Raw genomic sequence first — 25,163 nt, forward strand, 5'->3', positions numbered from 1 at the left:
TCATGCACGGCGAATCTCCAATCAAACGTCGCGAATCCCGCAAGATCTGGGTCGGTAACGTCCCGGTTGGTGGCGATGCGCCCATCGCTGTGCAGAGCATGACCAACAGCGATACCAATGATGTGGCTGCCACCGTGGCCCAGATCAATCGCCTGGAAGCGGCTGGTGTCGATATCGTGCGCATTTCCGTGCCCGACATGGACGCCGCCGAAGCCTTCGGCAAGATCAAGCAACTGGTCAAAGTCCCTCTGGTGGCCGACATTCACTTCGACTACCGGATCGCTTTGCGGGTGGCCGAGCTGGGTGTTGATTGCCTGCGGATCAACCCGGGCAATATCGGTCGTGAAGACCGCGTGCGTGCGGTGGTCGATGCCGCCCGTGATCGCGGGATTCCGATCCGTATCGGCGTCAACGCCGGTTCCCTGGAAAAAGACCTGCAAAAGAAATACGGCGAGCCGACCCCGGCCGCGCTGGTCGAGTCTGCCCTGCGTCACGTCGAGCACCTTGAGCGCCTGAACTTCCAGGACTTCAAGGTCAGCGTGAAAGCTTCCGACGTGTTCATGGCCGTCGAAGCCTATCGTCTGCTGGCCAAGGAAATCGTCCAGCCGCTGCACCTGGGCATCACCGAAGCCGGTGGTTTGCGCTCAGGCACAGTGAAATCCGCCGTGGGCCTCGGTATGCTGCTCGCCGAAGGGATTGGCGATACTATCCGCATCTCGTTGGCGGCCGACCCGGTCGAGGAAGTGAAAGTCGGCTACGACATTCTCAAATCCCTGCACCTGCGTTCCCGTGGTATCAACTTCATCGCCTGCCCGAGCTGCTCGCGGCAGAACTTCGATGTGGTCAAAACCATGAACGAGCTGGAAGGGCGCCTCGAAGACCTGCTGGTGCCGCTGGATGTCGCGGTCATCGGTTGCGTGGTCAACGGGCCGGGCGAGGCCAAGGAAGCCCATATCGGCTTGACCGGCGGTACGCCAAACCTGATTTACATCGACGGCAAGCCGTCGCAGAAACTGACGAATGACAATCTGGTGGATGAGCTTGAACGCTTGATCCGCCAGAAAGCGGCCGAAAAGGTCGAAGCCGACGCAGCAGTAATCGCTCGCGGCTGATCGAACGAATTTAAGGATTTATAGTGAGCAAGTCTCTGCAAGCCATTCGTGGCATGAACGACATCCTGCCTGAACAGACTCCCCTGTGGCGTCATTTCGAGGGCACCGTCTCGCGTCTGCTGGATAACTATGGTTATAAGCAGATCCGCATGCCAATCGTTGAATTCACCGAGCTGTTCAAGCGTTCCATCGGTGAAGTGACCGACATCGTCGAAAAAGAGATGTACACCTTCGACGACCGCAACGGCGATTCGCTGACCCTGCGCCCTGAAGGCACAGCCGCCTGCGTGCGTGCGGTGCTTGAGCATGGGATCACCGGCGGTGGCCAGGTGCAGAAACTCTGGTACATCGGTCCGATGTTCCGCCACGAGCGGCCGCAAAAAGGCCGTTATCGCCAGTTCCACCAGATCGGTTGCGAAGTCTTCAACCTCGACGGTCCGGACATCGACGCCGAACTGATTGTGCTGACCTGGCGCCTGTGGGGCGAGCTGGGTATCCGCGATGCGGTCAAGCTCGAACTCAACAGCCTGGGCACCAGCGAGTCTCGCGGTCGCTATCGCGAGGCCCTGGTCGAGTTCCTGTCTGGCCACCTGGACAAGCTGGACGAAGACAGCCAGCGCCGTCTGAAAACGAACCCTTTGCGGGTTCTGGACACCAAAAACGCCGACACTCAAGCGGTTTTGGTCGACGCGCCGAAAATGGCCGACTACCTCGATGAAGAGTCCCGCGTGCACTTCGAAGGCCTCAAGGCTCGCCTGGACGCCGCCGGTATTCCTTATGTGATCAACCCGAAGCTGGTTCGCGGGCTGGATTACTACAGCAAGACCGTTTTCGAATGGGTCACCGACAAGTTGGGCGCCCAAGGCACAGTGTGTGCCGGTGGTCGTTACGACGGTCTGGTCGAGCAGATGGGCGGCAAGCCGACCCCGGGCGTTGGTTTCGCCATGGGCATCGAGCGCCTGGTGCTGCTGCTTGAAACCCTGGAACAAATCCCCGAAGAGATCTCCCGTCAGGTTGATGTCTACCTCTGCGCCTTCGGTGAAGCTGCAGAGCTTGCCGGCCTGGCCTTGAGTGAACGTGTTCGTGATCAATTGCCCAACCTGCGCCTGCAAGTCAATGCCGGTGCCGGCAGCTTCAAAAGCCAGTTCAAGAAGGCCGACAAGAGCGGTGCGCTGTATGCGCTAATCCTCGGTGACGACGAAATGGCCCAGCAAGTGGTAGGTTTCAAACCCCTGCGTGGCCAGGGCGAGCAACAAAGCATTGCCTGGGATGCGCTTGCTGCACACCTGGCCACCTGCGTCGTGCAGGGTTGAAGCTGTCTAAACAGCCGAATTAGCGATTAAGGAGTATTGGGGTGTCGAGTACCGAAGACGAACAGCTGGCGGATTTGAAGGACTGGTGGACACGCAACGGCAAGCCCCTGGTCACTGGCGGCCTGTTGGCCCTGGTCATCGTGTTCGGCTGGCAGGCCTTTCACAAGTATCAGAGCAATCAGTCGCAAAGCGCCTCGATGCTCTATCAGCAATTGCTCGAGACCACGCTGACGCCTGACGGCAAGCCCGATGCAGCGCGCGTTTCGGACCTGGCCGCCAAGCTCAACAGCGAGTTCGGCGGCACCGCCTATGCGCAATACGGCAGCCTGTTCGTGGCGAAAGTCGCGGTCGACAGCGGCAAGCTGGATGACGCAGCCAGCGAGCTGAAAACTATTGTTGCCAAACCGGCTAACCCGGCGCTGGGCGAAATCGCCCGTCAGCGCCTGGCTCAGGTGTTGGCCGCGCAGAACAAGGCCGACGAGGCGCTGAAACTGCTCGAAGGTGATGCAGACAAGGCGTTCCTGGCCACTCGCGAAGAGCTTAAGGGCGATTTGCTGGTGCAATTGGGTCGTACAGACGAAGCGAACGTGGCGTATCAAAAAGCCAAGGCGGCACTGTCGGATGAAGCGGCAGTCGGTGGCCTACAAATCAAGCTGGATGACCTGGCCAAAGGGGATGCGTGACGTGATTCGTTGGAAACATGCAGCATTGCTGGCTCTGGCCATATTGGCCGCGGGTTGCAGCAGCAACGCAAAAAAAGAATTGCCCCCGGCCGAGTTGACCGACTTCAAAGAAGAAGTGGTTCTGCACAAGGAGTGGAGTCGTTCGATCGGTAATGGCCAGGGCGATATCTACAACATGCTCGTTCCGGCGATCGATGGCGATACCATTTATGCCGCCGACCTCACCGGTATCGTGATGGCGATGGATCGCAGCAATGGCGACGTCAAATGGAAGAAGAGCCTTGACCTGCCTATTTCCGGCGCCGTAGGCGTGGGTTATGGTCTGGTAACGTTCGGTACGCTCAAAGGCGAAGTCATTGCGCTTGACGCGATCAACGGTGAAGTGAAATGGCGCGCTCGCGTGTCCAGCGAAGTACTCGCTCCACCGGCCAACAACGGCGACGTTGTGGTGGTCCAGACTCAGGATGACCGTCTGATCGGTCTGGATGCCGCCACCGGCAACCAGCGCTGGTTGTATGACAGCACACCTGCGGTCCTGACCTTGCGCGGCACCAGCGCGCCGCTCGTGACCAACCACCTCGCGGTGGCTGGCCTGTCGACTGGTAAAGTGGTCGCTCTCGATATTTCCAACGGCGTGCCGGTGTGGGAACAACGTGTAGCGATTCCACAAGGTCGTTCGGAACTGGAACGCGTTGTCGATATCGACGGTGGCTTGCTGCTGTCCGGCGGTACGCTGTATGTCGCCAGCTATCAGGGGCGCGTTGCGGCACTGGATCTGCAAAGCGGCCGTCAGCTCTGGCAGCGTGATGCTTCCAGTTATGCCGGCGTCGCCCAGGGGTTCGGCAACGTTTACGTGAGCCTGTCTTCGGGCACTGTTGAAGGCGTCGATGAGCGTTCCACCACAGCCTTGTGGAGCAACGATTCTCTGGCCCGTCGTCAACTGTCGGCTCCGGAAGTGTTCTCCAGCTATGTTGCAGTCGGTGACATGGAAGGTTACCTGCACCTGCTGAGTCAGGTAGACGGACGTTTCGTCGGCCGCGAGCGCATCGACAGCGACGGCCTGCGTGCCCGTCCGCTGGTGGTGGGTGACACGATTTATGTGTATGGCAACAGTGGCAAGCTGGAAGCCCTGACCATTAAGTAAAGGTTTGACTATGCTTGGGTTGATCCCAAGCGGCTTCACCGTTTGTAGGACTGTAGGAGCGAGCTTGCTCGCGATGGACGTCAACGATTACGTTGGCGACCTGGATAAACGCGGTGTCTTTGCGTTTATCGCGAGCAATCGAGCGTCGACCGGCTGCTCCTACAGACAAACACGCGGTGATTGCCCCGAGCACCAGCCGCTGCCTCGCAGCGGCTTTTGTATTTTCTGAAATAACGAAGTGGAGAGCCGCATGGTTCCCGTAATCGCCCTGGTGGGCCGACCGAACGTCGGCAAATCCACCTTGTTCAACCGCCTGACCAGGACTCGCGACGCCATCGTTGGCGATTTGTCCGGTCTGACCCGTGATCGCCAATACGGTGAGGCCAAGTGGCAAGGGCGTTCCTACATTCTGGTCGACACCGGCGGTATCTCCGGTGACGAGCACGGTATGGACGAAAAAATGGCCGAGCAGTCGCTGCTGGCCATTGAAGAAGCCGATGTCGTTCTGTTCCTGGTAGATGCCAAGGCCGGTTTCACCGCCGCCGACCAGATGATCGCCGAGCATTTGCGCAAACGTAACAAGCGTTCTTACGTGGTTGCCAACAAGGTCGACAACATCGACCCTGAAATGGCCCGCGCTGAATTCGCCCCGTTGGGCATGGGCCACGCGATTCCGATCGCCGGTGCCCACGGTCGTGGCATCACCCAGATGCTCGAAATCGCCCTGAGCACCTTCCCGAAAGACGAAGAAGAGCCAGAAGACGGCGAGGAAGAGATCGTTGCTGAAGGCGAGGAAGCCAAGCGCATTCCTGGCCCAAGCGAAAAAGACGGGATCAAGATCGCCATCATCGGTCGTCCGAACGTCGGCAAGTCGACCCTGGTCAACCGCATGCTCGGTGAAGACCGGGTAATCGTTTATGACGAACCCGGCACCACCCGCGACAGTATCTACATCCCGTTCGAGCGTAACGACGAGAAGTACACGCTGATCGACACCGCCGGTGTGCGCAAGCGCGGCAAGATCCACGAAGAAGTCGAAAAATTCTCCGTGGTTAAAACCCTGCAAGCGATCAAAGACGCCAACGTGGTGATCTTCGTGATGGACGCTCGCGAAGGCGTGGTGGACCATGACCTCAACCTGCTGGGCTTTGCCCTTGAAGCAGGTCGTGCGCTGGTTATCGCGATCAACAAGTGGGATGGCATGACGCCGGGCGAGCGCGACTTCGTGAAGGTCGAGCTGCAACGTCGTCTGTTCTTCGTCGACTTCGCCGACATCCACTTTATCTCGGCCCTGCATGGCACTGGCGTGGGCAACCTCTACGCCTCCGTACAGAACTCGTTCAAGTCTGCGGTCACTCGCTGGCCGACCAACCGCCTGACCACAATTCTGGAAGATGCGGTTGGTGAGCACGCGCCGCCGATGGTCAACAACCGCCGGATCAAGCTGCGTTACGCCCACTTGGGTGGTGCCAACCCGCCGATCATCGTGATTCACGGTAACCAGATCGAGAAGGTGCCGAAGTCGTACGTGCGTTACCTGGAAAACACTTATCGTCGTGTCTTGAAGCTGGTCGGTACGCCGATCCGCATCGAGTTCAAGGGCGGCGAGAACCCGTACGAAGGCAACAAGAACACGCTGACTGACCGCCAGGTTAACAAGAAGCGTCGTTTGATGTCGCACCACAAAAAGGCCGACAAGAAGCGCCGCGACAAGCGCTGATTATCGACTTGCCTGGCTCGCTCCTACAGGACCGGGTTGAAGAAGGGGCGCTTTAGCGCCCTTTTTTTATGGGCGTCGTTTGGGCTATCCTCGGGTTCTCCCGTGCCGCCGTTAGAGCCGGGTGTTGAGCAGGAATTACCGATGATCACCAGTAAGCTGCCGAATGTCGGCATCACTATCTTCACGCAGATGTCTCAGCTGGCGGCGCAAACCGGGGCACTGAATCTGTCCCAGGGTTTTCCCGACTTCGACGGCCCGCAGGCGCTGCGTGATGCTGTCGGCCGCCATATCGCCAGCGGTCATAATCAGTACTCGCCAATGACCGGCCTGCCGGTATTACGTCAGCAGATAGCGGCGAAGATCGCCCGCAGCTACGGCGCGCATGTCGATCCCGACAGCGAAGTGACCGTCACCCCCGGCGCAACCCAGGCGATCTTCTGCGCCATTCAGGCCGTTATCCACAGCGGCGACGAAGTGATGGTGTTCGATCCGGCCTATGACAGTTACGAGCCTTCGGTAGAGCTGGCCGGTGGTCGTTGCGTGCATGTGCCATTGGGCCTGAATGATTTCAGTATCGACTTCGAAAAGCTCAGCGAAGCCCTGAGCCCTCGCACACGAATGATCATTCTCAATAGCCCGCACAACCCCAGTGGTGCACTGATCAGTCGTGCCGAACTGGATCAGTTGGCGGCGTTGATTCGTGATCGCGATATCTATGTGATCAGCGATGAGGTCTACGAACACCTGGTGTTCGATGGCGTGTCTCACGCCAGCGTATTGGCCCATGAAGAGCTGTATCAACGCGCCTTCGTGGTCAGTTCCTTCGGCAAGACCTATCACGTTACTGGCTGGAAAACCGGCTACGTGGTTGCACCACCGGCCCTCACGGCGGAGCTGCGCAAGGTTCATCAATACGTCAGTTTCTGCGGCGTGACACCATTGCAATACGCGCTGGCCGACTACATGGCCGAGCATCCGGAACATGTTGAAGAACTGCCGGCCTTCTATCAGGCCAAGCGCGATTTGTTCTGCGATTTGTTGGCGCCGTCACGCTTTGGTTTTACCCGCGTCACCGGTACTTATTTCCAGCTGGTCGATTACTCGCAGATCCGCCCGGACCTCAATGACGTCGAGATGGCGCTCTGGATGACCCGCGAACACGGCGTTGCGAGTATTCCAATCTCGGTGTTCTACCAGACGCCGCCTGAAGGCCAGCGCCTGGTGCGACTGTGCTTTGCCAAACGTGAGGAGACCCTGCGTGAAGCAGCGGAAAAACTATGCGTGATTTGAGTGCACTGCCCAAGCTGAACGTTGCGCTGATCCAGACCACGCTGGCCTGGCATGATCGACAGGCGAACCTTGAGCATTTCGAACCGTTGCTGGAGCAGGCGCGCGGGGCTGACCTGATTATCCTGCCGGAAATGTTCACCACCGGTTTCTCCATGGAATCCGAGACCCTTGCCGAGCCGGAAAACGGACCGACCAGTAAATGGTTGCGGGTTCAGGCGGCGAAGCTGGAGGCGGTGATCACGGGCAGCGTGATCGTCCAGGCGGCCGACGGTAGCCATCGCAATCGTCTGTTGTGGGCGCGACCGGACGGGGAGGTCTGGCACTACGACAAGCGTCATTTGTTCCGTATGGCTGGCGAGCATAACCATTACACCCCGGGCGAGCGCCAGGTGCAGTTCGAACTCAAGGGCTGGCGAGTACGGCCGCTGATTTGCTACGACCTGCGTTTCCCTGTGTGGAGTCGCGACGCGCAGGACACCGACCTGTTGCTGTACACCGCCAACTGGCCGGGTGCACGGCGTCAGCACTGGAACCGTTTGCTGCCTGCGCGGGCGATCGAGAACCTGTGCTACGTGGCGGCGGTAAACCGCATCGGCACCGACGGCAAAGGCTTCGCCTACACCGGAGACAGTCAGGTGCTGGATTTCCAGGGTGAAACATTGCTCAGCGCCGGCGAAGCCGATGGGGTGTTCCAGGTGGTGCTGGACGCTGCGGAACTGGTGGCTTACCGCGCTCGTTTTCCAGCGAATCTGGATGCCGATACCTTCGAGTTCACCTGAAATCTCGGCTACCTGAACCGGCCCCTTCGCGAGCAGGCTCGCTCCCACATTTGATCGATGTGAACACAGATTTTGTGTACACCAAAAATCCACTGTGGGAGCGAGCCTGCTCGCGAAGGGGCCCTCACTGGCAACACAAAAATGGCAGGCAAACAAAAAGGCCCCGAGGTTATCACCCCGGGGCCTTTTGTATTTCAGCGAACGCTTACGCCGCTTTCGCTTCCGGCTGGCTCAGGGAGCGGTTCAGCGCGCTGAACAGCGCCTTGAAGCTGGCGGTGGTGATGTTTTCATCGATGCCAACGCCGTGCACTGCACGCTCACCATTCACCCGCAGTTCAATGTAGGCCGCGGCCTTGGCATTGGTGCCCGCGCCGATGGCGTGTTCGTTGTAGTCCATGATTTCCACCGGGATTGGCAGACCGGCCACCAGTGCTTCCAGGGCGCCGTTGCCCTTGCCGCGCCAGTGCAGGTTGGTTTCGCCCTGACCTTGGCTGGAGACTTCCACTTCCACGGCGCTGTGACCGTTCTCTTCCTGCAGGCGATGGCTGACCAGCGCGTACGGCGTGTTGGCCTGCAAGTATTCGCTGTGAAGCAGCGCGTGGATCTGCTGGGCGGTCATCTCAAGGCCCAGGCGATCGGTTTCACGCTGCACGACCTGGCTGAATTCGATTTGCATGCGACGTGGCAAGTTGATGCCGTATTCCTGTTCCAGCAGGTAAGCGATACCGCCCTTGCCCGACTGGCTGTTGACGCGGATCACCGCCTCGTAGCTGCGGCCGATGTCGGCCGGGTCGATCGGCAAGTACGGTACTTCCCACAGCGTATCCGGTTTCTGCTGCGCGAAGCCCTTGCGGATGGCGTCCTGGTGGGAGCCGGAGAACGCGGTGTGAACCAGGTCGCCGACGTACGGATGACGTGGGTGCACCGGCAGCTGGTTGCACTCTTCGACGACTTTGCGCACGCCGTCGATGTCGGAGAAGTCCAGCTCAGGGTTCACGCCTTGGGTGTAGAGGTTCAAGGCCACGGTCACCAGATCGACGTTACCGGTGCGTTCGCCGTTGCCGAACAGGCAACCTTCGACGCGGTCGGCGCCGGCCATCAGGCCCAGCTCGGTAGCAGCAACACCAGTGCCACGGTCGTTGTGGGTGTGCAGGCTGATGATCACGCTGTCACGACGGTTGATGTGACGGCCGAACCATTCGATCTGGTCGGCATAGATGTTCGGTGTGGCGCATTCGACGGTCGCTGGCAGATTGAGGATCATCTTGTGCTCAGGCGTCGGGTTCCAGACTTCGATCACCGCGTCGCAGACTTCTTTGGCGAATTCCAGTTCGGTGGCGCTGAAGGTTTCCGGCGAGTATTCGAAGGTCCACTCGGTGTCCGGCTGCTGGGCGGCGTATTTGACGAACAGCTTGGCCGCGCTCACGGCGATTTCCTTGATCCCGTCCTTGTCCTGGTTGAAGACGATGCGGCGGAACGAAGGCGAGGTCGCGTTGTACAGGTGGACGATGGCTTTCTTCGCCCCACGCAGGGATTCGAAGGTACGCTCGATCAGGTCTTCACGGCCCTGGGTGAGCACCTGAATCGTGGTGTCGTCCGGGATGTGGTTGCCTTCGATCAAGCTGCGCACAAAGTCGAAGTCGGTTTGCGACGCGGCCGGGAAGGACGCTTCGATTTCTTTGACGCCCACCGACACCAGGGTTTTCCAGAAACGCAGCTTCTTGACCGCGTCCATTGGCTCGATCAGCGACTGGTTGCCGTCACGAAGGTCCGAGCTGCACCAGATCGGCGCGGTGGTGATGGTCTTCGACGGCCAGGTGCGATCCGGAATATCAATGGTCGGGAAGGCGCGGTATTTCGAAGACGGGTCTTTGAGCATGCTCATCGGGAATTCCTTAATGTAGGGGCCGAAAAGAGGCGGCCTGCCGGTGGATCAAATGTTCTTGGGGAAAAGCGTAGGGCGAGGCATCGCGATTCAGCCCGGCAGTCGTGCGCTGACGAGGCACAGGCTGCGGTGCTGGCGAAGCTGAATGAGGGTGTGAGAGGTTTTCATGCCTTCAACCCTAACCGCGAGGGGGAAGGATGGCAAGCAGTCGAAAAAAATTGAGAGGAATACCCGAAAAGCCGTGTTTATCGAGATTTTATTGCTCTAGTGGCCAGCGATTATCTTGATGTTTGCGCGAGGTTTGAGCGATGCGCAATTGTAGGCTTTGCGCGTCGGGCCGTATCAGCGCGGCTATTCTTAAAGCCTCAGCAAGACGACTGACAGGCAGGAGTCGGCAATGAACGAGTCGGATTGGAAGCGTTACAGCGCGTTGCGTCCGTTGGCCCACGAGCGGATGTGTGTGCGGATCATGGAAGAGGTCGAGCGCACGGTGATGGACAAGAGCCTGACGCCTTATGAGCGGATAGACGCCAGCGAAGAGCTGCTCAAGGCCGGACAAAAGGAACTGTATTGGGCGTTCGGTGTTTTCAGGTTCTCACGACATGAGGCCCGCTCTCACTTGCTCGGGCTGTGTGCCCGGGAGTTGATCACGCCTGAGGAATTGACCGGGTTTTCAGAGGAAACCCAGGCCTGGATCAAACACTGTCTGGCGGACCGGGAAGTTCATGGGATTGAGGATCTTGATGCTGAATAGCGGAGCCTGTGATGACCCCATCGCGAGCAGGCTCGCTCCCACAAGTTGATCGCATTCCAATGTGGGAGCGAGCCTGCTCGCGATGGGGCCAGTAGCCTTACGCAAACAACTAAGGCTGAAACGCACCAATAAAAATCGCCGGATCCACCCGCGCATCATTCAGGCTGACGTTCCAATGCATATGCGGCCCGGTCGCGCGCCCGGTCGAGCCGACTTTCCCGACCACACTGCCGCGAGCCAGTTGCTGGCCCACCTGCACGTCGATTTTCGACATATGGCAAAACATACTAATGAAGCCTTGGCCATGGTCGACAAATACCGTGTTGCCATTGAAAAAGTAGTTACCGATCAGGATCACTTTGCCCGCCGCCGGCGTTTTGATCGGCGTTCCGGCAGGCACGGCGAAGTCCAGGCCGGCGTGAGGATTGCGCTCTTCTCCGTTGAAGAACCGGCGCACGCCAAACTTGCTCGACAGCGGCCCGTTGACCGGTTTGTCCAGCAACAGGTTGCTTGGGGTGATCGGGCTGAAGCTGCGATAGGCCTGGATCTGCTCGGCCAACTCGCCCTCGATGCGCTTGAGATTCGCCGGGTTCGGATTGACCTGCTGCGTATTCTTCAGGGTGATGTGCTGCTCCGGGTACTTCTTGTTGCCGACCGTAAATTGCAGATTGCGACCGCCACTGCTGACCTGCTGGATGCCCGGCTTGACCGTCAAAGGCACGCCGACAATGGCCAGCCAATTGTTCTGTTCCTTCACCACCAGCACGGGTTTGCCCTGATAGCTGGCTTTCGGTGCCTGGACGGAAGTACCCAGGTCCACTACGGCCACGCCGCCCGGCACCGGTTTGTTCAACAGGCGCGTGATGTAGCTGTCGGCGTGGGCGTTGAACGTCAGGCAGAGCAATAACAGCGGAATTAAAAAACGCGGCATGGATCAATCCAGTAAAGAGAGGGTGACAGGCGTCAGGTGATTGTCTTCGACCCGAACGTGCAGCTCGCCGTTGCCGAGTCTGGCCTTGAGGCGTTGGCCAGTGTGGGTCTGTTCGGCACTGCGGATCGCGTTACCGCGCTCGTCCAGCAAAATGCTGTAGCCACGGCCGAGGGTCGCCAAAGGGCTGACCACATGCAGCGTCTGCACCTGGGTTTGCAGTTGCAGGCGACGGGCCTTGAGGCCTTCACGCATTGAACGCGGCAGGCGTTCGGCGAGGCTGTCGAGGCGCTGGCGGAGCAGTGCCAGTTGCCGTCCCGGATGTTGCCCGGCGAGGCGGGTTTCCAGGCGAATCAGCCGCTCGCGACGGGTATTAAGACTGCGTTCGAACGCGCGGCGCATGCGCATGTCCAGATCGTCCAGGCGTTGCGCTTGCTGACGCAGGCGTTCGCCCGGATGACGCAGGCGGCGGGACATGCCTTCCAGGCGCAGTCGATCACGCATTATTCGGTCGCGGATACGCATCACCAGTCGTCGATGCAGACTTTCGAGCCGACGCACCAGATCGCTGGAGTCCGGCGCCAGCAGTTCGGCGGCGGCGGAAGGTGTCGGGGCACGAACGTCGGCCACGAAGTCACTGATCGACACGTCGGTTTCATGGCCGACGGCGCTGACAATCGGCGTCACGCAGGCATCCACGGCGCGGGCCACGGCTTCTTCATTGAAACACCAGAGGTCTTCCAGCGAGCCACCGCCACGGGCCAGGATCAGCGCGTCGAAACCACGGGCATCCGCCAGTTTCAGTGCGCGGACAATCTGCGCAGTGGCTTCGCGTCCCTGCACGGCCGTGGGGATCAACGTCAGTTGGATTTGCGGCGCACGGCGGCGGAACACACTGATGATGTCGCGGATCACCGCGCCGGTGGGCGAACTGATGATGCCGATGCGCTGCGGGTGCGCCGGCAATGGCACCTTACGGTCGGCGCTGAACAGGCCTTCGGTGCTGAGTTTTTCCTTCAGCGCATCGAAGGCCAGGCGCAATGCGCCATCGCCGGCGGGTTCCACGGTGTCGAGAATCAGCTGATAGTCACCACGGCCCTCGAACAGCGAAACCTTGCCGCGAACCTTGACCGCCAACCCATCCTTGAGCGCCTGACGAACCCGCGCGGCGTTCTGCCGAAACAGCGCGCAACGGACCTGGGCGCCACTGTCCTTGAGGGTGAAATACACATGGCCGGACGCTGGGCGGGCGAGGTTGGAGATTTCGCCTTCGACCCAGATGTTGCTGAACACGTCTTCAAGCAACACCCGCGCGCGTCCGTTGAGCTGGCTGACAGTCAGGACTTCACGGTCCAGGCCGAGTCTTGCAAAGGGATCTTTAATCATGGGGCGCAGTTTAAAGGCATTCAGCGCTGAATCTCCATGAGTCCGCACAAATCCATTTGTGGGGGGCTTTTGTGGGAGCGAGCCTGCTCGCGAATTCGGTGTGTCAGCGACATTAATATTGAAAGTTAATCCGTATTCGCGGGCAGGCTCGCTCCCACAGGCGTTAAAGTCGTCCGCGGTATTCAAGGAAGACGTGCAGATGAATGTGTTTGAACTGTTGCATCAATGGCCATTCGGCGCGACGGATTGGCTAGTGATCGGGTTGGGCATCGCCCTGGCCTATATCGTGTTTGGCATCGCCGGGTTCGGCACCGCGCTGGTGGCCGGGCCGATTCTGATTCTGTTTATGCCGCTCTCGAAGATCGTGCCGCTGCTGGTGTTGCTGGATTTTGTCGCGGCGTTCGGCAATCTGTTGCCCTCGCGCAAGGATGTGGCCAAACCTGAATTACTGCGATTGCTGCCGTGCATGGCGGTGGGCTGTACGTTGGGCGTGATTTTTCTGCTGAACCTCAAATCCGATGTGTTGCTGTTATTGATGGGGCTGTTTATCAGTGCCTATGCGATTTACAGCTTGTGGGTCAAAACCCGTCCGACGCAATTGTCGGCCGGTTGGGCGGTGCTAATGGGCACGGTGGGCGGGATGTTCGGTGCGTTGTTTGGCAGCGGCGGCTTTTTATATGCGATTTATTTGAATAGCCGGTTGCCCAAAGAGGCGGCCCGTGCGACCCAGAGCGCGCTGATCAGTTGCAGCACCGTGGTGCGATTGAGTTTGTTCGCCGTTGCAGGTGTGTATGCCGAGCTACCCTTATTGGTACTGGCGGTGTGTTTGCTGCCAGCCATGGCCCTGGGACTGTGGATTGGCCGGCGGTTGACCCTGAAACTGTCCCGGGAGGCTTTTGTACGGCTGGTGACCTGGTTGGTGCTGGCCAGCGGGATTGCCTTGATCGGGCGGTATTTGAGTACTTGACCTGAGTGTCTCAGGGATTAAGCTGCCGCCCGCAAATCCTGTGGGAGCGAGCCTGCTCGCGAAGAGGCCGTTGCAGGCAGCATTAATGTTGCCTGCGCTACCGCTATCGCGAGCAGGCTCGCTCCCACAAGGGTGGATTATTCAGTATTGGTAGGCCTGTACCCATGAATTCCCAAAGCATCATCGTCCCGAAAATCTCCACATTGCCGGTGCACGAACCCCGGGCCCGGGCGGTCGTGCGTTGGCTGGTGCGCAAGAACATCATCAAGGAAGAGCTGACCACCTGCGGCCGCACAGGTAATCGCATGGGTCATGCACTCGCCGACGGTGCCCGTGCCGTGGTCTTGCACCCGGAGGCGCTGCCGTTCGGCGAACCGGTCAATGGCCTGGAAATCGTCACCAAACGCTGCATCTATACCCCGGCCAAGGGCTTTCTGGGCGAGGCGGGCTGCGCCGAATGCCGCAAGGAAATCGGCGAAGCGCTGTTCGAAAGCCTGGAAGAGTGGATGCCGGGGCGCACCGACAACTTCACCTGCCCGGAATGCGGACATGAAGATGACATCAACGGGTTTCTTTTTTTGCAGGAATGCGGTTTTTCCAACCTGGGATTCATCTTCAACAACTGGGCCGAGGCCGGGTTCAAGCAGAGCTTTATCGATGAGTTCGCCGACTGGCTGGATCAGCCCGTGAGTTGGGTAAAAGTCGAAATGTAGGAGCGAGCTTGCTCCGGGCGGCGTTCCGACGATGGACGTGAACGATGACGCGGGCAGTCTGCAAACAAATGCCACCTTTAAAATCATCGCGAGCAAGCTCGCTCCTACAAAAAAACAGTAATCCACCTATAGCTGTAATCCCCGTATATCAGTAATGCTAATAATAGACAGAGTTTTACATTGAACCCGAGGGGGTGTCTGACTATAATGGCGCGCTTCCATTTTCCCGCTCGGGAGCCCCCGCGATGCTGCGTATCAGCCAAGAAGCTCTGACATTCGACGACATTCTCTTAGTGCCTGGTTATTCCGAGGTGCTTCCTAACGAAGTCAGTCTCAAGACCCGCCTAACCCGTGGCATCGAGCTGAATATTCCTCTGGTTTCTGCCGCCATGGACACCGTCACTGAAGCCCGTCTGGCAATTGCCATGGCTCAGGAAGGTGGCATCGGCATTATCCACAAGAACATGACCATCGAGCAGCAAGCTGCCGAAGTTCGCAAGGTCAAGCGTTACGAAGCCGGCGTGGTCAAGGACCCGATCACCATCGAGGCTGACGCCACGGTTCGTGAACTGTTCGAACTGACCCGCCTGCACAACATCTCCGGCGTTCCGGTACTGCACGATGGCGACCTGGTCGGCATCGTCACTTCCCGTGACGTGCGTTTTGAAAATCGTCTGGAAGCCACTGTCCGCGAAGTGATGACGCCTAAAGAGCGTCTGGTCACTGTCAAGGAAGGCGCCGACAAGAACGACGTCCGCGAGTTGTTGCACAAAAACCGCATCGAACGCGTATTGATCGTCGACGACAAGTTTGCCCTCAAAGGCATGATGACCGTCAACGACATCGAAAAAGCCAAGGCGTATCCGCTGGCCAGCAAGGACGATCAAGGTCGTCTGCGCGTCGGCGCTGCGGTCGGTACCGGTAAAGACACGGGCGATCGCGTTGCCGCACTGGTTGCTGCCGGCGTTGACGTGGTGGTGGTCGACACCGCTCACGGTCACTCCAAAGGCGTGATCGACCGCGTTCGCTGGGTCAAACAGAATTTCCCTGAAGTGCAGGTCATCGGCGGCAACATCGCCACCGGCGCTGCTGCCAAGGCCCTGGCCGAAGCGGGCGCGGATGCCGTCAAGGTTGGTATCGGCCCTGGCTCGATCTGCACCACTCGCATCGTCGCCGGTGTCGGCGTCCCGCAAATCAGTGCCATCGCCAACGTCGCCGCTGCCCTTGAAGGCACCGGTGTTCCGTTGATCGCCGACGGCGGCATCCGTTTCTCCGGTGACCTGTCCAAGGCCATCGTGGCCGGTGCTTCCTGCGTGATGATGGGCTCGATGTTCGCCGGTACTGAAGAAGCACCAGGTGAAATCGAACTGTTCCAGGGTCGTTCGTACAAGGCTTACCGTGGCATGGGTTCGCTGGGCGCCATGTCCCAGGCTCAAGGTTCCTCCGATCGTTACTTCCAGGACTCCTCGGCAGGCGCCGAGAAGCTTGTACCTGAAGGGATCGAAGGGCGTGTGCCTTACAAGGGCTCCCTGAGTGCGATCATCCATCAGCTGATGGGCGGCCTGCGTTCCTCGATGGGTTACACCGGCAGTGCCGACATCGAAGAAATGCGCACCAAGCCTGAGTTCGTGCGGATCACCGGCGCTGGCATGGCCGAGTCCCACGTCCACGACGTACAGATCACCAAAGAAGCGCCAAACTACCGCGTAGGTTGAGCCTTCTAGCAATAAGTTAAGTAACCGGGGCTGTTTTATTCAGCCCCGAGTTGTTTCTGAATTACATAGACGAGACTGACTTCATGGCCCTCGACATTCACGCTCACCGCATCCTGATCCTCGACTTCGGTTCCCAGTACACCCAGCTGATTGCCCGCCGCGTGCGTGAAATCGGCGTGTATTGCGAACTGCATCCGTTCGATATGGACGACGAAGCGATTCGCGAATTCGCGCCGAAAGGGATCATCCTCGCCGGCGGCCCCGAGTCCGTACACGTCGCCGACAGCCCGCGCGCACCGCAAGCTGTGTTCGACCTGGGCGTACCGGTTTTCGGTATCTGCTACGGCATGCAGACCATGGCTGAACAGCTGGGCGGCAAGGTTGAAGGTTCCGAGCTGCGTGAGTTCGGCTATGCCCGCGTTGACGTGGTCGGCAAGAGCCGTCTGCTCGACGGCATCGAAGACCACATCGACGCTGACGGCCTGTTCGGCCTCGACGTGTGGATGAGCCACGGTGACAAGGTCACCAAGATGCCGCACGAGTTCCACATCCTGGCCAGCACCCCGAGCTGCCCGATTGCCGGCATGTTCGACGACGCTCGCGGCTACTACGGCGTGCAGTTCCACCCGGAAGTGACCCACACCAAGCAGGGCGGTCGCATCCTCTCGCGCTTCATCCTCGACATCTGCGGCTGTGAAGCCCTGTGGACGCCTTCGAAAATCGCTGAAGACGCCATTGCCAACATTCGCGCCCAGGTCGGCACCGACAATGTACTGCTCGGCCTGTCCGGCGGTGTGGACTCCTCGGTCGTTGCCGCGCTGCTGCACAAAGCCATCGGCGACCAGCTGACCTGCGTCTTCGTCGACAACGGTCTGCTGCGTCTGCACGAAGGCGAGCAAGTGATGGCCATGTTCGCCGAGAACATGGGCGTCAAGGTGATCCGCGCCAATGCTGCCGACCAGTTCCTCGATAATCTGGCCGGCGAGTCCGACCCGGAGAAGAAGCGCAAGATCATCGGCCGTACCTTCATCGACGTATTCGATGCCGAATCCTGCAAGCTCGACAACATCAAGTACCTCGCCCAGGGCACCATCTACCCGGACGTGATCGAGTCGGCTGGCGCCAAAAGCGGCAAGGCTCACGTTATCAAGTCGCACCACAACGTGGGCGGCCTGCCGGAAGAAATGAACCTCAAGCTGGTTGAACCCCTGCGCGAGCTGTTCAAGGACGAAGTCCGTCGTCTGGGCCTGGAACTCGGCCTGCCGTACGACATGGTCTACCGTCACCCGTTCCCGGGCCCGGGCCTGGGTGTGCGGATCCTCGGTGAAGTGAAGAAGGAATACGCCGACCTGCTGCGTCGCGCCGACCACATCTTCATCGAAGAACTGCGCAAGGCCGACTGGTACCACAAGGTCAGCCAGGCATTCGTGGTGTTCCAGCCGGTGAAATCGGTTGGCGTGGTCGGCGATGGCCGTCGTTACGCCTGGGTGGTTGCCCTGCGTGCCGTGGAAACCATCGACTTCATGACCGCGCGTTGGGCACACCTGCCTTACGAGCTGCTGGAAACCGTCAGCGGCCGCATCATCAATGAAATCGAAGGCATCTCCCGCGTTACTTACGACGTGTCGAGCAAGCCGCCAGCGACGATCGAGTGGGAGTGATCCCGGTCTGACTGATCGCCCGTAACACCTGAAAGGCCCCGTGAATGTGAGTTCACGGGGCCTTTTGCATGTCAGGACTCTGGCAACTGGACAGAACGCAGACCAGTAAGCCTCAACGCGGTAGAGAATTCTGTCAGGCTGGCGTAGCGCCGACCGCTGATGGATGGCCAACTGTCTCGCTCGATGTAGTACGACCCGTGGTCGCGCAAGATCGGTGTGCGAACGAGCGTGCCCGTTCTGCTGCGATGAATGAGCGTGGCCTGGTCATCGACATTGATTACCGTGCAGTCGCCAGGGCGCCTGAGGGCTTGTTCCAGGGATTCCGCCAGAACGACATTAGGAGGCGTATCCAGTTGCAGGCGCAAATCGCTTTTGACCATTGCCAACGGACGACCGAAGTTGTCGGTTGGAATACGTCCGGGGTCCACTTCGACGCCGCGCGCCGTGCCCGTCGGAGTGCTTTCGATGCGCAAGCCGATGCCGCCTTCCAACTCGCTGAGGCCGGGCACACCTTCCCAGGTGTTGGCATGACTGTCGCCTACCAGCGCGACCCAGCGATGGGGGCCGCGAATGACTTGATCAGTGCGAATCACCTCATGGGCAAAGAAGCTCATCATCTTCTGGCGAAAATTCTTCTCCACACCCTTCATGCCCGTACTTTGGTAACTGGCCAGACAGTCGATGGCCTGGATCCGGATATGACTCTTGCGTGCAGCCTTGATCACTTCCAGAAACGTGTATTGGCCACTGGGGTCGGTGCTGTTGCCTCGATCAAGATTCTTCAAGTAGTTTTCGAGGCTCTGCGAAAGCTCACCCGTGCGGTTGAAGATATCCAGGTCCGCCTGATGGAAGTCCGTCAGGAGGTGTTCAAAGTAAAGGGTTTTGACCTTTTGCTTGCTCAGCACCCCCATGTTTTCGATCAGGAACTGTTTGCTGCCGACGCTTGAATGGTTCTCGCCGATGACCAGGCCCGAAGCGATGCGAAACAGTTTCTTGATGAGGTCCTTTTTTGGCAAGCCAGCCGGCAGGGCCGGGATCTCGGGCCTGGCTGGCAAGGGCGGCGATTCCAAGAAAGCGGTGGCGTCCCGATACAGGGTTTTTCTCATGGCCTTGAAGTCGCCCAGCGGGTCGCTGCCGTCAGGGCTGAAGTTAGTGTTCGCATAGGCGTCATTGAGCTCGTACTTGGACCCTCCGCCCTGAGCGATCTTGTTGAGGTCCTTACGCAAGGCTTGCGGCATGTCGTATGCGGTGGGCGGGCTTTCAACGTCCGGCAAGGGCTCGCTGGCGCGGCCCCAAGGCCATAACCCGTCGAATTTTCCGCCACCACGGAGACCGGGGCGGTTGATGGGTTGCCAGTCTCCCTCTGCATCAAGGCGAATGGGCAAGTTGCGATAGAACGAGTACGGGTTGGCGGCGTCGATGATGGCCCAGGTCCTCAGCTCTTTGACGTAACGCACGAGGTAATAATTGTCATTGATCAGTACATAGTTTCCGCCGGTTGGCGGTTGGTAGATGCCTTGAAACTTACCGTCCTGGGCGACAGGTGACAGGCCGTCCAGAATTTCATTGGTTTCAAAGTAGGTCAGCAGTTCGGTACCTTCCTGCGCATAAGCAGGCCCGGGGGCGAGTTGGGCGATCGGCGGGATGCCTGCCGGCTCCGCGGGCGGTAACTCGGAAAAGTCGCCCTTGAGCTCGAAGGCTTCGCTGGCTTCCCCCACTTCGGCAAGCTCTGCCGCGCCGCGCAGAAAAGGCAGATTGAACAGGGTTTCGATGGCACTGCCGATGGCGCCCGCGACCCCGGCCTTGCGATCTGCCTTGGTGCTGCCGTTGATCGCCTGGTCAATGTTCAAGCCCATGTCGGCTATGCCGGCACCGACGGCTGCCAGTGCCACGGGCCAACCGAGGGCGGCCATGGAACCGAAGACGTGGACGAAGGCGTTCAGATAACCGATCCACATCTGTTCGCGCAGATCGCCGTTGGAACGCAGGGACAGGTCCGCATCGCTGTGCATGCGAGCCTTCACAGCGTCACGCAACCAGCTAAACGGGTCACCCGTGATCGGCTTGGCTTTTTGATTGATCAGATGATGATCGCTCGTGCCCCAGGTGGAGTAGAGCAAGTCGATCATGGCGTTCAGACCGATGTTGCCGTCATCCTGCTGCTGGGCGGCCAACGGGAAGTGAGCCATGAAGCGTGCTCGATTCTCCGCGCGATTGTTTTGCATCAGCAGCCACCAGTGCAGATCGGATGCCGTGGCAAAGAGGTGAAAGCTGTCGGTTTCACCCGGCGTGTAAAGGATCAGTACGCCGTTGCGGTCGGTGATGCAGAGAATGTCAGTGGCTTGATAGCCGCCAATGTCCAATGGGTAGACGCGCAAGCTGTCGACAGTCGCCGCTTGAGCTTGCAGCATCTGGACGCTGACTGGCCATGTAATGTTGCTTGCGACGGCCTTGATGACGGTCTTGAGGTTTTCGTTACTCAACCGAGCGCCGTCGTGCTCGTCCAGCGCCTTGGCCAGAAAGTTGAGCTTGGCAAGGGTACGGAAATCGTCCGAATGGAGCTTCCAGAACTGCTCCATTTTGTTTCGGTAGCGTTCACTGAAATTGATGGCCCACAGGTCCTTCAGGACCTCGCTGGGGTACATCTTCACTTCGTTGGTTTCGTTGTATATGGAGGCGTGGGGCCCTTCATCGTAGAACCCCCCATCGCCATCCAGCAGGTCGGCGTTGTCCTGGTCATGAGGGCGGAAGCGCTTGACCACCAATTGCGGCAGGGTCAGGGACTCGGACGGCGTGGGGTAATGCTCCCAGAACAGGAACGCCTTGGTGCTGCTGACAGACGTGTTGCCGAAACGGTGCCACCAGACCTTGTCCGGGTCGATGCCTTTGACGCTGTGCTTGTCGAGGATCTCTTGGCCGGCTTCATGGGCCATGGCGTGCAGGTCGGGACAGGCTTCGGTAAAGGGCAGGACCAGATCTTTGAGAAGTTGCTCATCGGCCGGATTCGGGAGGAGGGACGGGGTCATTGATTCAGGTGTGTTCACTTCTCGCTCCTTGAGAAATGGGTTGAATGTTGTGGGGACTATGGCAAGTCAGCCCACTTGAATCTGTAGGATCGGTCGTTATCAGAGTCGGCAGCGATAGACGGGGGTTGTGAGAAAGCATCTTCAGTGCCGGTCATCCGCCGCGCCACCCTTACTGTTTCTCAACCGCAGGTGTATCGTATTCGCCTTTTGCCGGCCCCGTGCCTGCCGCTTATACGTGAGGTAGTTGAGTTCATGTCCTTTACCCGTCGCCAAATCCTCGGTGGCCTGGCCGGTCTTGTTGTCGTTGGCGTGGGCGCCGGTGGTGCATCGCGTTACTGGTTGGGCAAGATGGCTGACGCCGACGCGGGCCACGACTATGAGCTGATCGCCGCGCCGCTGGACGTCGAACTGGTGGCCGGGCATAAGACCGAAGCCTGGGCGTTTGGCCCGTCGGCGCCGGGCACCGAGCTGCGCGTGCGTCAGGGCGAATGGCTGCGGGTGCGCTTCATCAACCACCTGCCGGTCGCGACCACCATTCATTGGCATGGCATCCGCCTGCCACTGGTAATGGATGGCGTGCCCTACGTCTCGCAGCTTCCGGTGTTACCGGGTGAATATTTCGACTACAAATTCCGCGTTCCCGACGCCGGCAGTTACTGGTATCACCCGCATGTGAACAGCAGCGAAGAGCTGGGTCGCGGGCTGGTCGGTCCGCTGATCGTCGAAGAGCGTGAGCCGACCGGTTTCAAGTACGAGAAGACCCTGAGCCTCAAGAGCTGGCACGTCGATGAACAGGGCGATTTCGTCGCCTTCAGCGTTCCTCGCGAAGCGGCCCGTGGCGGTACGGCGGGGCGACTGTCGACCATCAATGGCCTCTCGCAAGCGGTGATCGAGTTGCCGGCCGGGCAGATTACCCGGGTGCGCGTGCTTAACCTCGATAACACGCTGACGTATCGCCTCAATATTCCGGGTGTCGAAGCGCAGATCTATGCGCTGGACGGCAACCCCGTCGAGCCGCGCCCACAGGGCAAGGAATACTGGCTCGGCCCGGGCATGCGTATTTGTCTGGCAATCAAGGCGCCGCCAGCCGGTGAAGAACTGTCCCTGCGCAACGGCCCGGTACGTCTGGGCACGTTCCGCTCTGTGGCCAACAGCGATTCCCCCACCACCTGGCCGCCTGCGTTGCCCGCCAACCCGGTGGCCGAGCCGGACCTGGCCAATGCCGAGAAACTCAACTTCAATTTCGAATGGGTCGGCTCGGTGTCGGTGAACGTCGACAACGGCAAACCGCCCAGCCTGTGGCAGATCAACGGCAAGGCGTGGGACATCACTGACAAGACCTGCGCCGACCGCCCGATTGCCAGGCTTGAGAAGGGCAAGAGCTATATTTTCGAATTGAAGAACATGACTCAGTATCAACACCCGGTTCACCTGCATGGCATGAGTTTCAAGGTCATCGCTTCGAACCGGCACAAGGTCATCCCGTACTTCACCGACACGTACCTGTTGGGTAAGAACGAACGCGCGCAAGTGGCGCTGGTGGCGGATAACCCGGGTGTGTGGATGTTCCATTGCCACGTGATCGATCACATGGAAACCGGCCTGATGGCCGCCATCGAGGTGGCATGATGCGTCAGATACGTCCCGCCGCAATTATCGATCGCAGTCGTGATCGTGACTTCATGCGCGAAGCGCTGGCGCTGGCCGCTCAAGGTGCGGCCCTGGGTGAAGTGCCGGTGGGCGCGGTGCTGGTGCAGGACGGTGAAATCATCGGCCGCGGCTTCAATTGCCCAATCAGCGGTAACGACCCGAGTGCTCATGCCGAGATGGTCGCGATCCGTGCCGCAGCAAAGGCCGCGAGCAATTATCGCCTGCCGGGCAGTACGCTGTACGTGACGCTTGAGCCGTGCAGCATGTGCGCCGGGTTGATCGTGCATTCGCGGATTGCGCGGGTGGTGTATGGCGCCCTCGAACCCAAGGCCGGGATTGTGCAGAGCCAGGGACAGTTCTTTACCCAGGGCTTTCTCAACCATCGAGTGTTGTTTGAAGGTGGGGTGTTGGCGGAGGAGTGCGGGGCCGTGTTGAGCGAGTTCTTCAAGGCCCGCCGGGCAAAACCCGCAGAATAAACACCGACCCCTTGTAGGAGCGAGCTTGCTCGCGATGGAGTGTCAGCTGCATTAATGTCGACTGACACACCATCGCGAGCAAGCTCGCTCCTACAAGGGGATCTCCATTGGTTGGAGATCGGGTTTTACTTGCGGGCGACAATCACGGCGCGCATCGGCGCGGGCAAGCCTTCGATGGTCTTGCTGTGATCCTCGGGATCAAGGAAATCACTCAACGACTGATACTTCATCCATTCCGTCCCGCGCTGCTCCTCAACCGTGGTTACGCTTACATCCACACAGCGAACATCGGTAAACCCGGCACGACGCAGCCACAATTCGAGCGCCGGCACCGACGGCAGGAACCACACGTTGCGCATCTGCGCGTAACGGTCTTCCGGTACCAACACTTGCTGCTGATCGCCTTCGATCACCAGCGTCTCCAGCACCAATTCACCGCCCTTGACCAGGCAATCCTTCAGCGCCAGCAAGTGCTCGATCGGCGAACGACGGTGGTAGAACACACCCATGGAAAACACGGTGTCGAAGCCTTCCAGGTTCGGCGGCAAGTCTTCGAAAGGGAACGGCAGGTGCCAGGCGTTAGGCTCGGACAGGTACCGCTGCACGGCCTGGAACTGGCAAAAGAATAGCCAGTTCGGGTCGACGCCGATCACGCTGTCGGCGCCGGCGCCGAGCATGCGCCACATGTAGTAACCGTTGCCGCAGCCGACATCGAGGATGCGTTTGCCCTTCAGGTCCAGGTGCTTCGCTACCCGCGACCACTTCCAGTCGGAACGCCATTCGGTGTCGACATGCACGCCAAACAGATCGAACGGGCCTTTTCGCCAAGGCGACAAACCCATCAACGCCGTGCGCATTTGCGCACGGGTTTCATCGTCGCATTCAGTGTCCAGCATCAGGCCGTTGAGCAAATCGACGTCGCTCGGCTGGATCTTCGGCAACGCGTCCAGCGCGCTCTGCCAGCGCTCCAGGTCGCCGTGACCTTTCTCCATCTTCTTGTCGAGTTGCGCTTGCAAGGTGTTGGCCCATTCGGCCAGCGGCGTGCCGGCCAAACGGCGGGCGAGGGGAGACAAATCAATCATGGCAAGGCAATCAACGAGGCAAAGTTAAGACACTGGAACCACGGCACGACTTTCGAGAACCCGGCGGCCAGCAGGCGCTCACGGTGTTCTTCGAGACTGTCGGGCTTCATGACGTTTTCAATGGCACTGCGCTTCTGGGCGATTTCCAGTTCGCTGTAGCCGTTGGAGCGTTTGAACGCCACGTGCAGATCGGTGAGCAACGCATGTTCTTCGGGGTCGTTGAAGCGCAGCTTTTCCGAGAGGATCAACGCACCACCGGGCAGCAGCGACTGGCGGATGCGGCTCAATAGCACGGTGCGCTGCTCCGGGGCGATGAACTGCAGGGTGAAGTTCAGCGCCACGACGGAGGCGGGCTGGAAATCGAGCGCGAGGATGTCGCCTTCGATCACCTCGACCGGCAGCAATTCCTGGAACATCGAGTCCTGACCGTTGAGGTACTCGCGGCAACGCTCGACCATCGCGGCGGAGTTATCCACAGCAATGACGCGACAGCCGTCAGTGCGCACATGACGACGCAAGGCCTGGGTCACGGCACCGAGGGAGGAACCCAGGTCGTAGAGCACGCTGTTGGGCTGGGCAAACTGCGCGGCGAGCACGCCGAGGTTTTCAACAATGGTCGGATAACCCGGCACCGAGCGCTTGATCATGTCCGGGAACACCCGCACCACGTCCTCGTTAAAGGCGAAGTCAGGCACCTGGGCCAAAGGCTGGGCGAAAAGGCGATCGGGTTCTTTGCTCACGGCGGTTCCAGCAGCTTCGGTTGAAAAGGACGGCATTTTAGCCAACTTGACGCGTGGATGCGCGGGTTGTCTGATAAACCGCTGGGGCTGGATCCGGAATCTTCGCTGTCAGTGATGATGCTTTCGATAGCAGGCTCGC

20 protein-coding genes are annotated in these 25,163 nt (G+C 59.4%); 14 read left to right on the top strand and 6 right to left on the bottom strand.

Going from position 1 to position 25,163, the window contains the following annotated elements; translation table 11 throughout:
* Positions 1–2 precede the first annotated feature (2 nt).
* The 7 genes from ispG to AC1MDT_RS27065 all read left to right on the top strand — a co-directional run bounded on the left by ispG (position 3) and on the right by AC1MDT_RS27065 (position 8,041).
* Entirely contained in the window at positions 3–1,112 is a 1,110-nt protein-coding gene (gene ispG, locus AC1MDT_RS27035; protein ID WP_007944259.1) for a flavodoxin-dependent (E)-4-hydroxy-3-methylbut-2-enyl-diphosphate synthase, read from the top strand.
* A 23-nt stretch (positions 1,113–1,135) separates the two neighbouring features.
* Entirely contained in the window at positions 1,136–2,425 is a 1,290-nt protein-coding gene (gene hisS / locus AC1MDT_RS27040; RefSeq protein WP_480419761.1) for a histidine--tRNA ligase, read from the top strand.
* Positions 2,426–2,466: 41 nt separating this feature from the next.
* Positions 2,467–3,108, top strand: a complete 642-nt coding sequence (locus tag AC1MDT_RS27045) for a tetratricopeptide repeat protein (protein WP_480419762.1) — start codon at positions 2,467–2,469, stop codon at positions 3,106–3,108.
* Complete coding sequence (gene bamB, locus AC1MDT_RS27050) at positions 3,101–4,252, top strand: outer membrane protein assembly factor BamB (protein ID WP_480419763.1); 1,152 nt, start codon at positions 3,101–3,103, stop codon at positions 4,250–4,252. The genes AC1MDT_RS27045 and bamB overlap by 8 nt, the downstream gene beginning before the upstream one ends.
* A 250-nt stretch (positions 4,253–4,502) precedes the next feature.
* Positions 4,503–5,972 (top strand): ribosome biogenesis GTPase Der, encoded by a 1,470-nt coding sequence (gene der, locus AC1MDT_RS27055; RefSeq protein ID WP_480419764.1) that lies wholly within the window; start codon positions 4,503–4,505, stop codon positions 5,970–5,972.
* 141 nt (positions 5,973–6,113) lie between these two features.
* Entirely contained in the window at positions 6,114–7,262 is a 1,149-nt protein-coding gene (locus AC1MDT_RS27060) for a pyridoxal phosphate-dependent aminotransferase (RefSeq protein ID WP_480419765.1), read from the top strand.
* On the top strand, positions 7,250–8,041 hold the full coding sequence (locus tag AC1MDT_RS27065) for an amidohydrolase (RefSeq protein WP_480419766.1): 792 nt from the start codon (positions 7,250–7,252) through the stop codon (positions 8,039–8,041). The genes AC1MDT_RS27060 and AC1MDT_RS27065 overlap by 13 nt, the downstream gene beginning before the upstream one ends.
* 205 nt (positions 8,042–8,246) lie before the next feature.
* On the opposite strand, the gene leuA is transcribed toward AC1MDT_RS27065, so the two are convergent.
* Positions 8,247–9,926 (bottom strand): 2-isopropylmalate synthase, encoded by a 1,680-nt coding sequence (gene leuA / locus AC1MDT_RS27070; RefSeq protein WP_480419767.1) that lies wholly within the window; start codon positions 9,924–9,926, stop codon positions 8,247–8,249.
* A 397-nt stretch (positions 9,927–10,323) separates the two neighbouring features.
* On the opposite strand from leuA, the gene AC1MDT_RS27075 reads away from it, so the two are divergent.
* Entirely contained in the window at positions 10,324–10,680 is a 357-nt protein-coding gene (locus tag AC1MDT_RS27075; protein ID WP_480419768.1) for a hypothetical protein, read from the top strand.
* Positions 10,681–10,789: 109 nt separating this feature from the next.
* Here AC1MDT_RS27075 and AC1MDT_RS27080 read toward each other — a convergent pair whose 3' ends face one another.
* On the bottom strand, positions 10,790–11,611 hold the full coding sequence (locus tag AC1MDT_RS27080) for a peptidoglycan DD-metalloendopeptidase family protein (RefSeq protein WP_480419769.1): 822 nt from the start codon (positions 11,609–11,611) through the stop codon (positions 10,790–10,792).
* A gap of 3 nt (positions 11,612–11,614) precedes the next feature.
* On the bottom strand, positions 11,615–12,994 hold the full coding sequence (gene xseA, locus AC1MDT_RS27085) for an exodeoxyribonuclease VII large subunit (protein ID WP_480419770.1): 1,380 nt from the start codon (positions 12,992–12,994) through the stop codon (positions 11,615–11,617).
* 199 nt (positions 12,995–13,193) lie between these two features.
* Here xseA and AC1MDT_RS27090 point away from each other — a divergent pair, with 199 nt between their 5' ends.
* The 4 genes from AC1MDT_RS27090 (at position 13,194) to guaA (ending at position 18,050) form a co-directional block, all read left to right on the top strand.
* Positions 13,194–13,961: a sulfite exporter TauE/SafE family protein gene (locus tag AC1MDT_RS27090; protein WP_480419771.1), complete on the top strand. Its 768-nt coding sequence runs from the start codon at positions 13,194–13,196 to the stop codon at positions 13,959–13,961.
* Between the two features lie 164 nt (positions 13,962–14,125).
* The gene (locus AC1MDT_RS27095; RefSeq protein WP_480419772.1) at positions 14,126–14,674 is read left to right on the top strand and encodes a sugar ABC transporter ATPase; all 549 of its coding nucleotides are present in this window, start codon (positions 14,126–14,128) and stop codon (positions 14,672–14,674) included.
* Between the two features lie 245 nt (positions 14,675–14,919).
* Complete coding sequence (guaB, locus tag AC1MDT_RS27100; protein WP_480419773.1) at positions 14,920–16,389, top strand: IMP dehydrogenase; 1,470 nt, start codon at positions 14,920–14,922, stop codon at positions 16,387–16,389.
* An 83-nt stretch (positions 16,390–16,472) separates the two neighbouring features.
* Positions 16,473–18,050 (top strand): glutamine-hydrolyzing GMP synthase, encoded by a 1,578-nt coding sequence (guaA, locus tag AC1MDT_RS27105; protein ID WP_480419774.1) that lies wholly within the window; start codon positions 16,473–16,475, stop codon positions 18,048–18,050.
* A gap of 71 nt (positions 18,051–18,121) precedes the next feature.
* Here the strand turns inward: guaA and AC1MDT_RS27110 are convergent, their stop codons facing one another.
* Complete coding sequence (locus tag AC1MDT_RS27110) at positions 18,122–21,094, bottom strand: membrane-targeted effector domain-containing toxin (RefSeq protein ID WP_480419775.1); 2,973 nt, start codon at positions 21,092–21,094, stop codon at positions 18,122–18,124.
* A gap of 234 nt (positions 21,095–21,328) precedes the next feature.
* Here AC1MDT_RS27110 and AC1MDT_RS27115 point away from each other — a divergent pair, with 234 nt between their 5' ends.
* Both AC1MDT_RS27115 and tadA read left to right on the top strand, forming a co-directional pair.
* Positions 21,329–22,705, top strand: coding sequence for a multicopper oxidase family protein (locus AC1MDT_RS27115; RefSeq protein WP_480419776.1), 1,377 nt, complete (start codon positions 21,329–21,331; stop codon positions 22,703–22,705).
* Positions 22,705–23,202 (top strand): tRNA adenosine(34) deaminase TadA, encoded by a 498-nt coding sequence (gene tadA / locus AC1MDT_RS27120; protein WP_480422870.1) that lies wholly within the window; start codon positions 22,705–22,707, stop codon positions 23,200–23,202. The genes AC1MDT_RS27115 and tadA overlap by 1 nt, the downstream gene beginning before the upstream one ends.
* A 125-nt stretch (positions 23,203–23,327) precedes the next feature.
* Here the strand turns inward: tadA and cmoB are convergent, their stop codons facing one another.
* Both cmoB and cmoA read right to left on the bottom strand, forming a co-directional pair.
* On the bottom strand, positions 23,328–24,284 hold the full coding sequence (gene cmoB / locus AC1MDT_RS27125) for a tRNA 5-methoxyuridine(34)/uridine 5-oxyacetic acid(34) synthase CmoB (protein ID WP_480419777.1): 957 nt from the start codon (positions 24,282–24,284) through the stop codon (positions 23,328–23,330).
* On the bottom strand, positions 24,281–25,060 hold the full coding sequence (gene cmoA / locus AC1MDT_RS27130; RefSeq protein ID WP_480419778.1) for a carboxy-S-adenosyl-L-methionine synthase CmoA: 780 nt from the start codon (positions 25,058–25,060) through the stop codon (positions 24,281–24,283). Before cmoA ends, cmoB begins: the two co-directional genes overlap by 4 nt.
* Positions 25,061–25,163: the final 103 nt, after the last annotated feature.

Source organism: Pseudomonas sp. ASL7 (assembly GCF_056680375.1).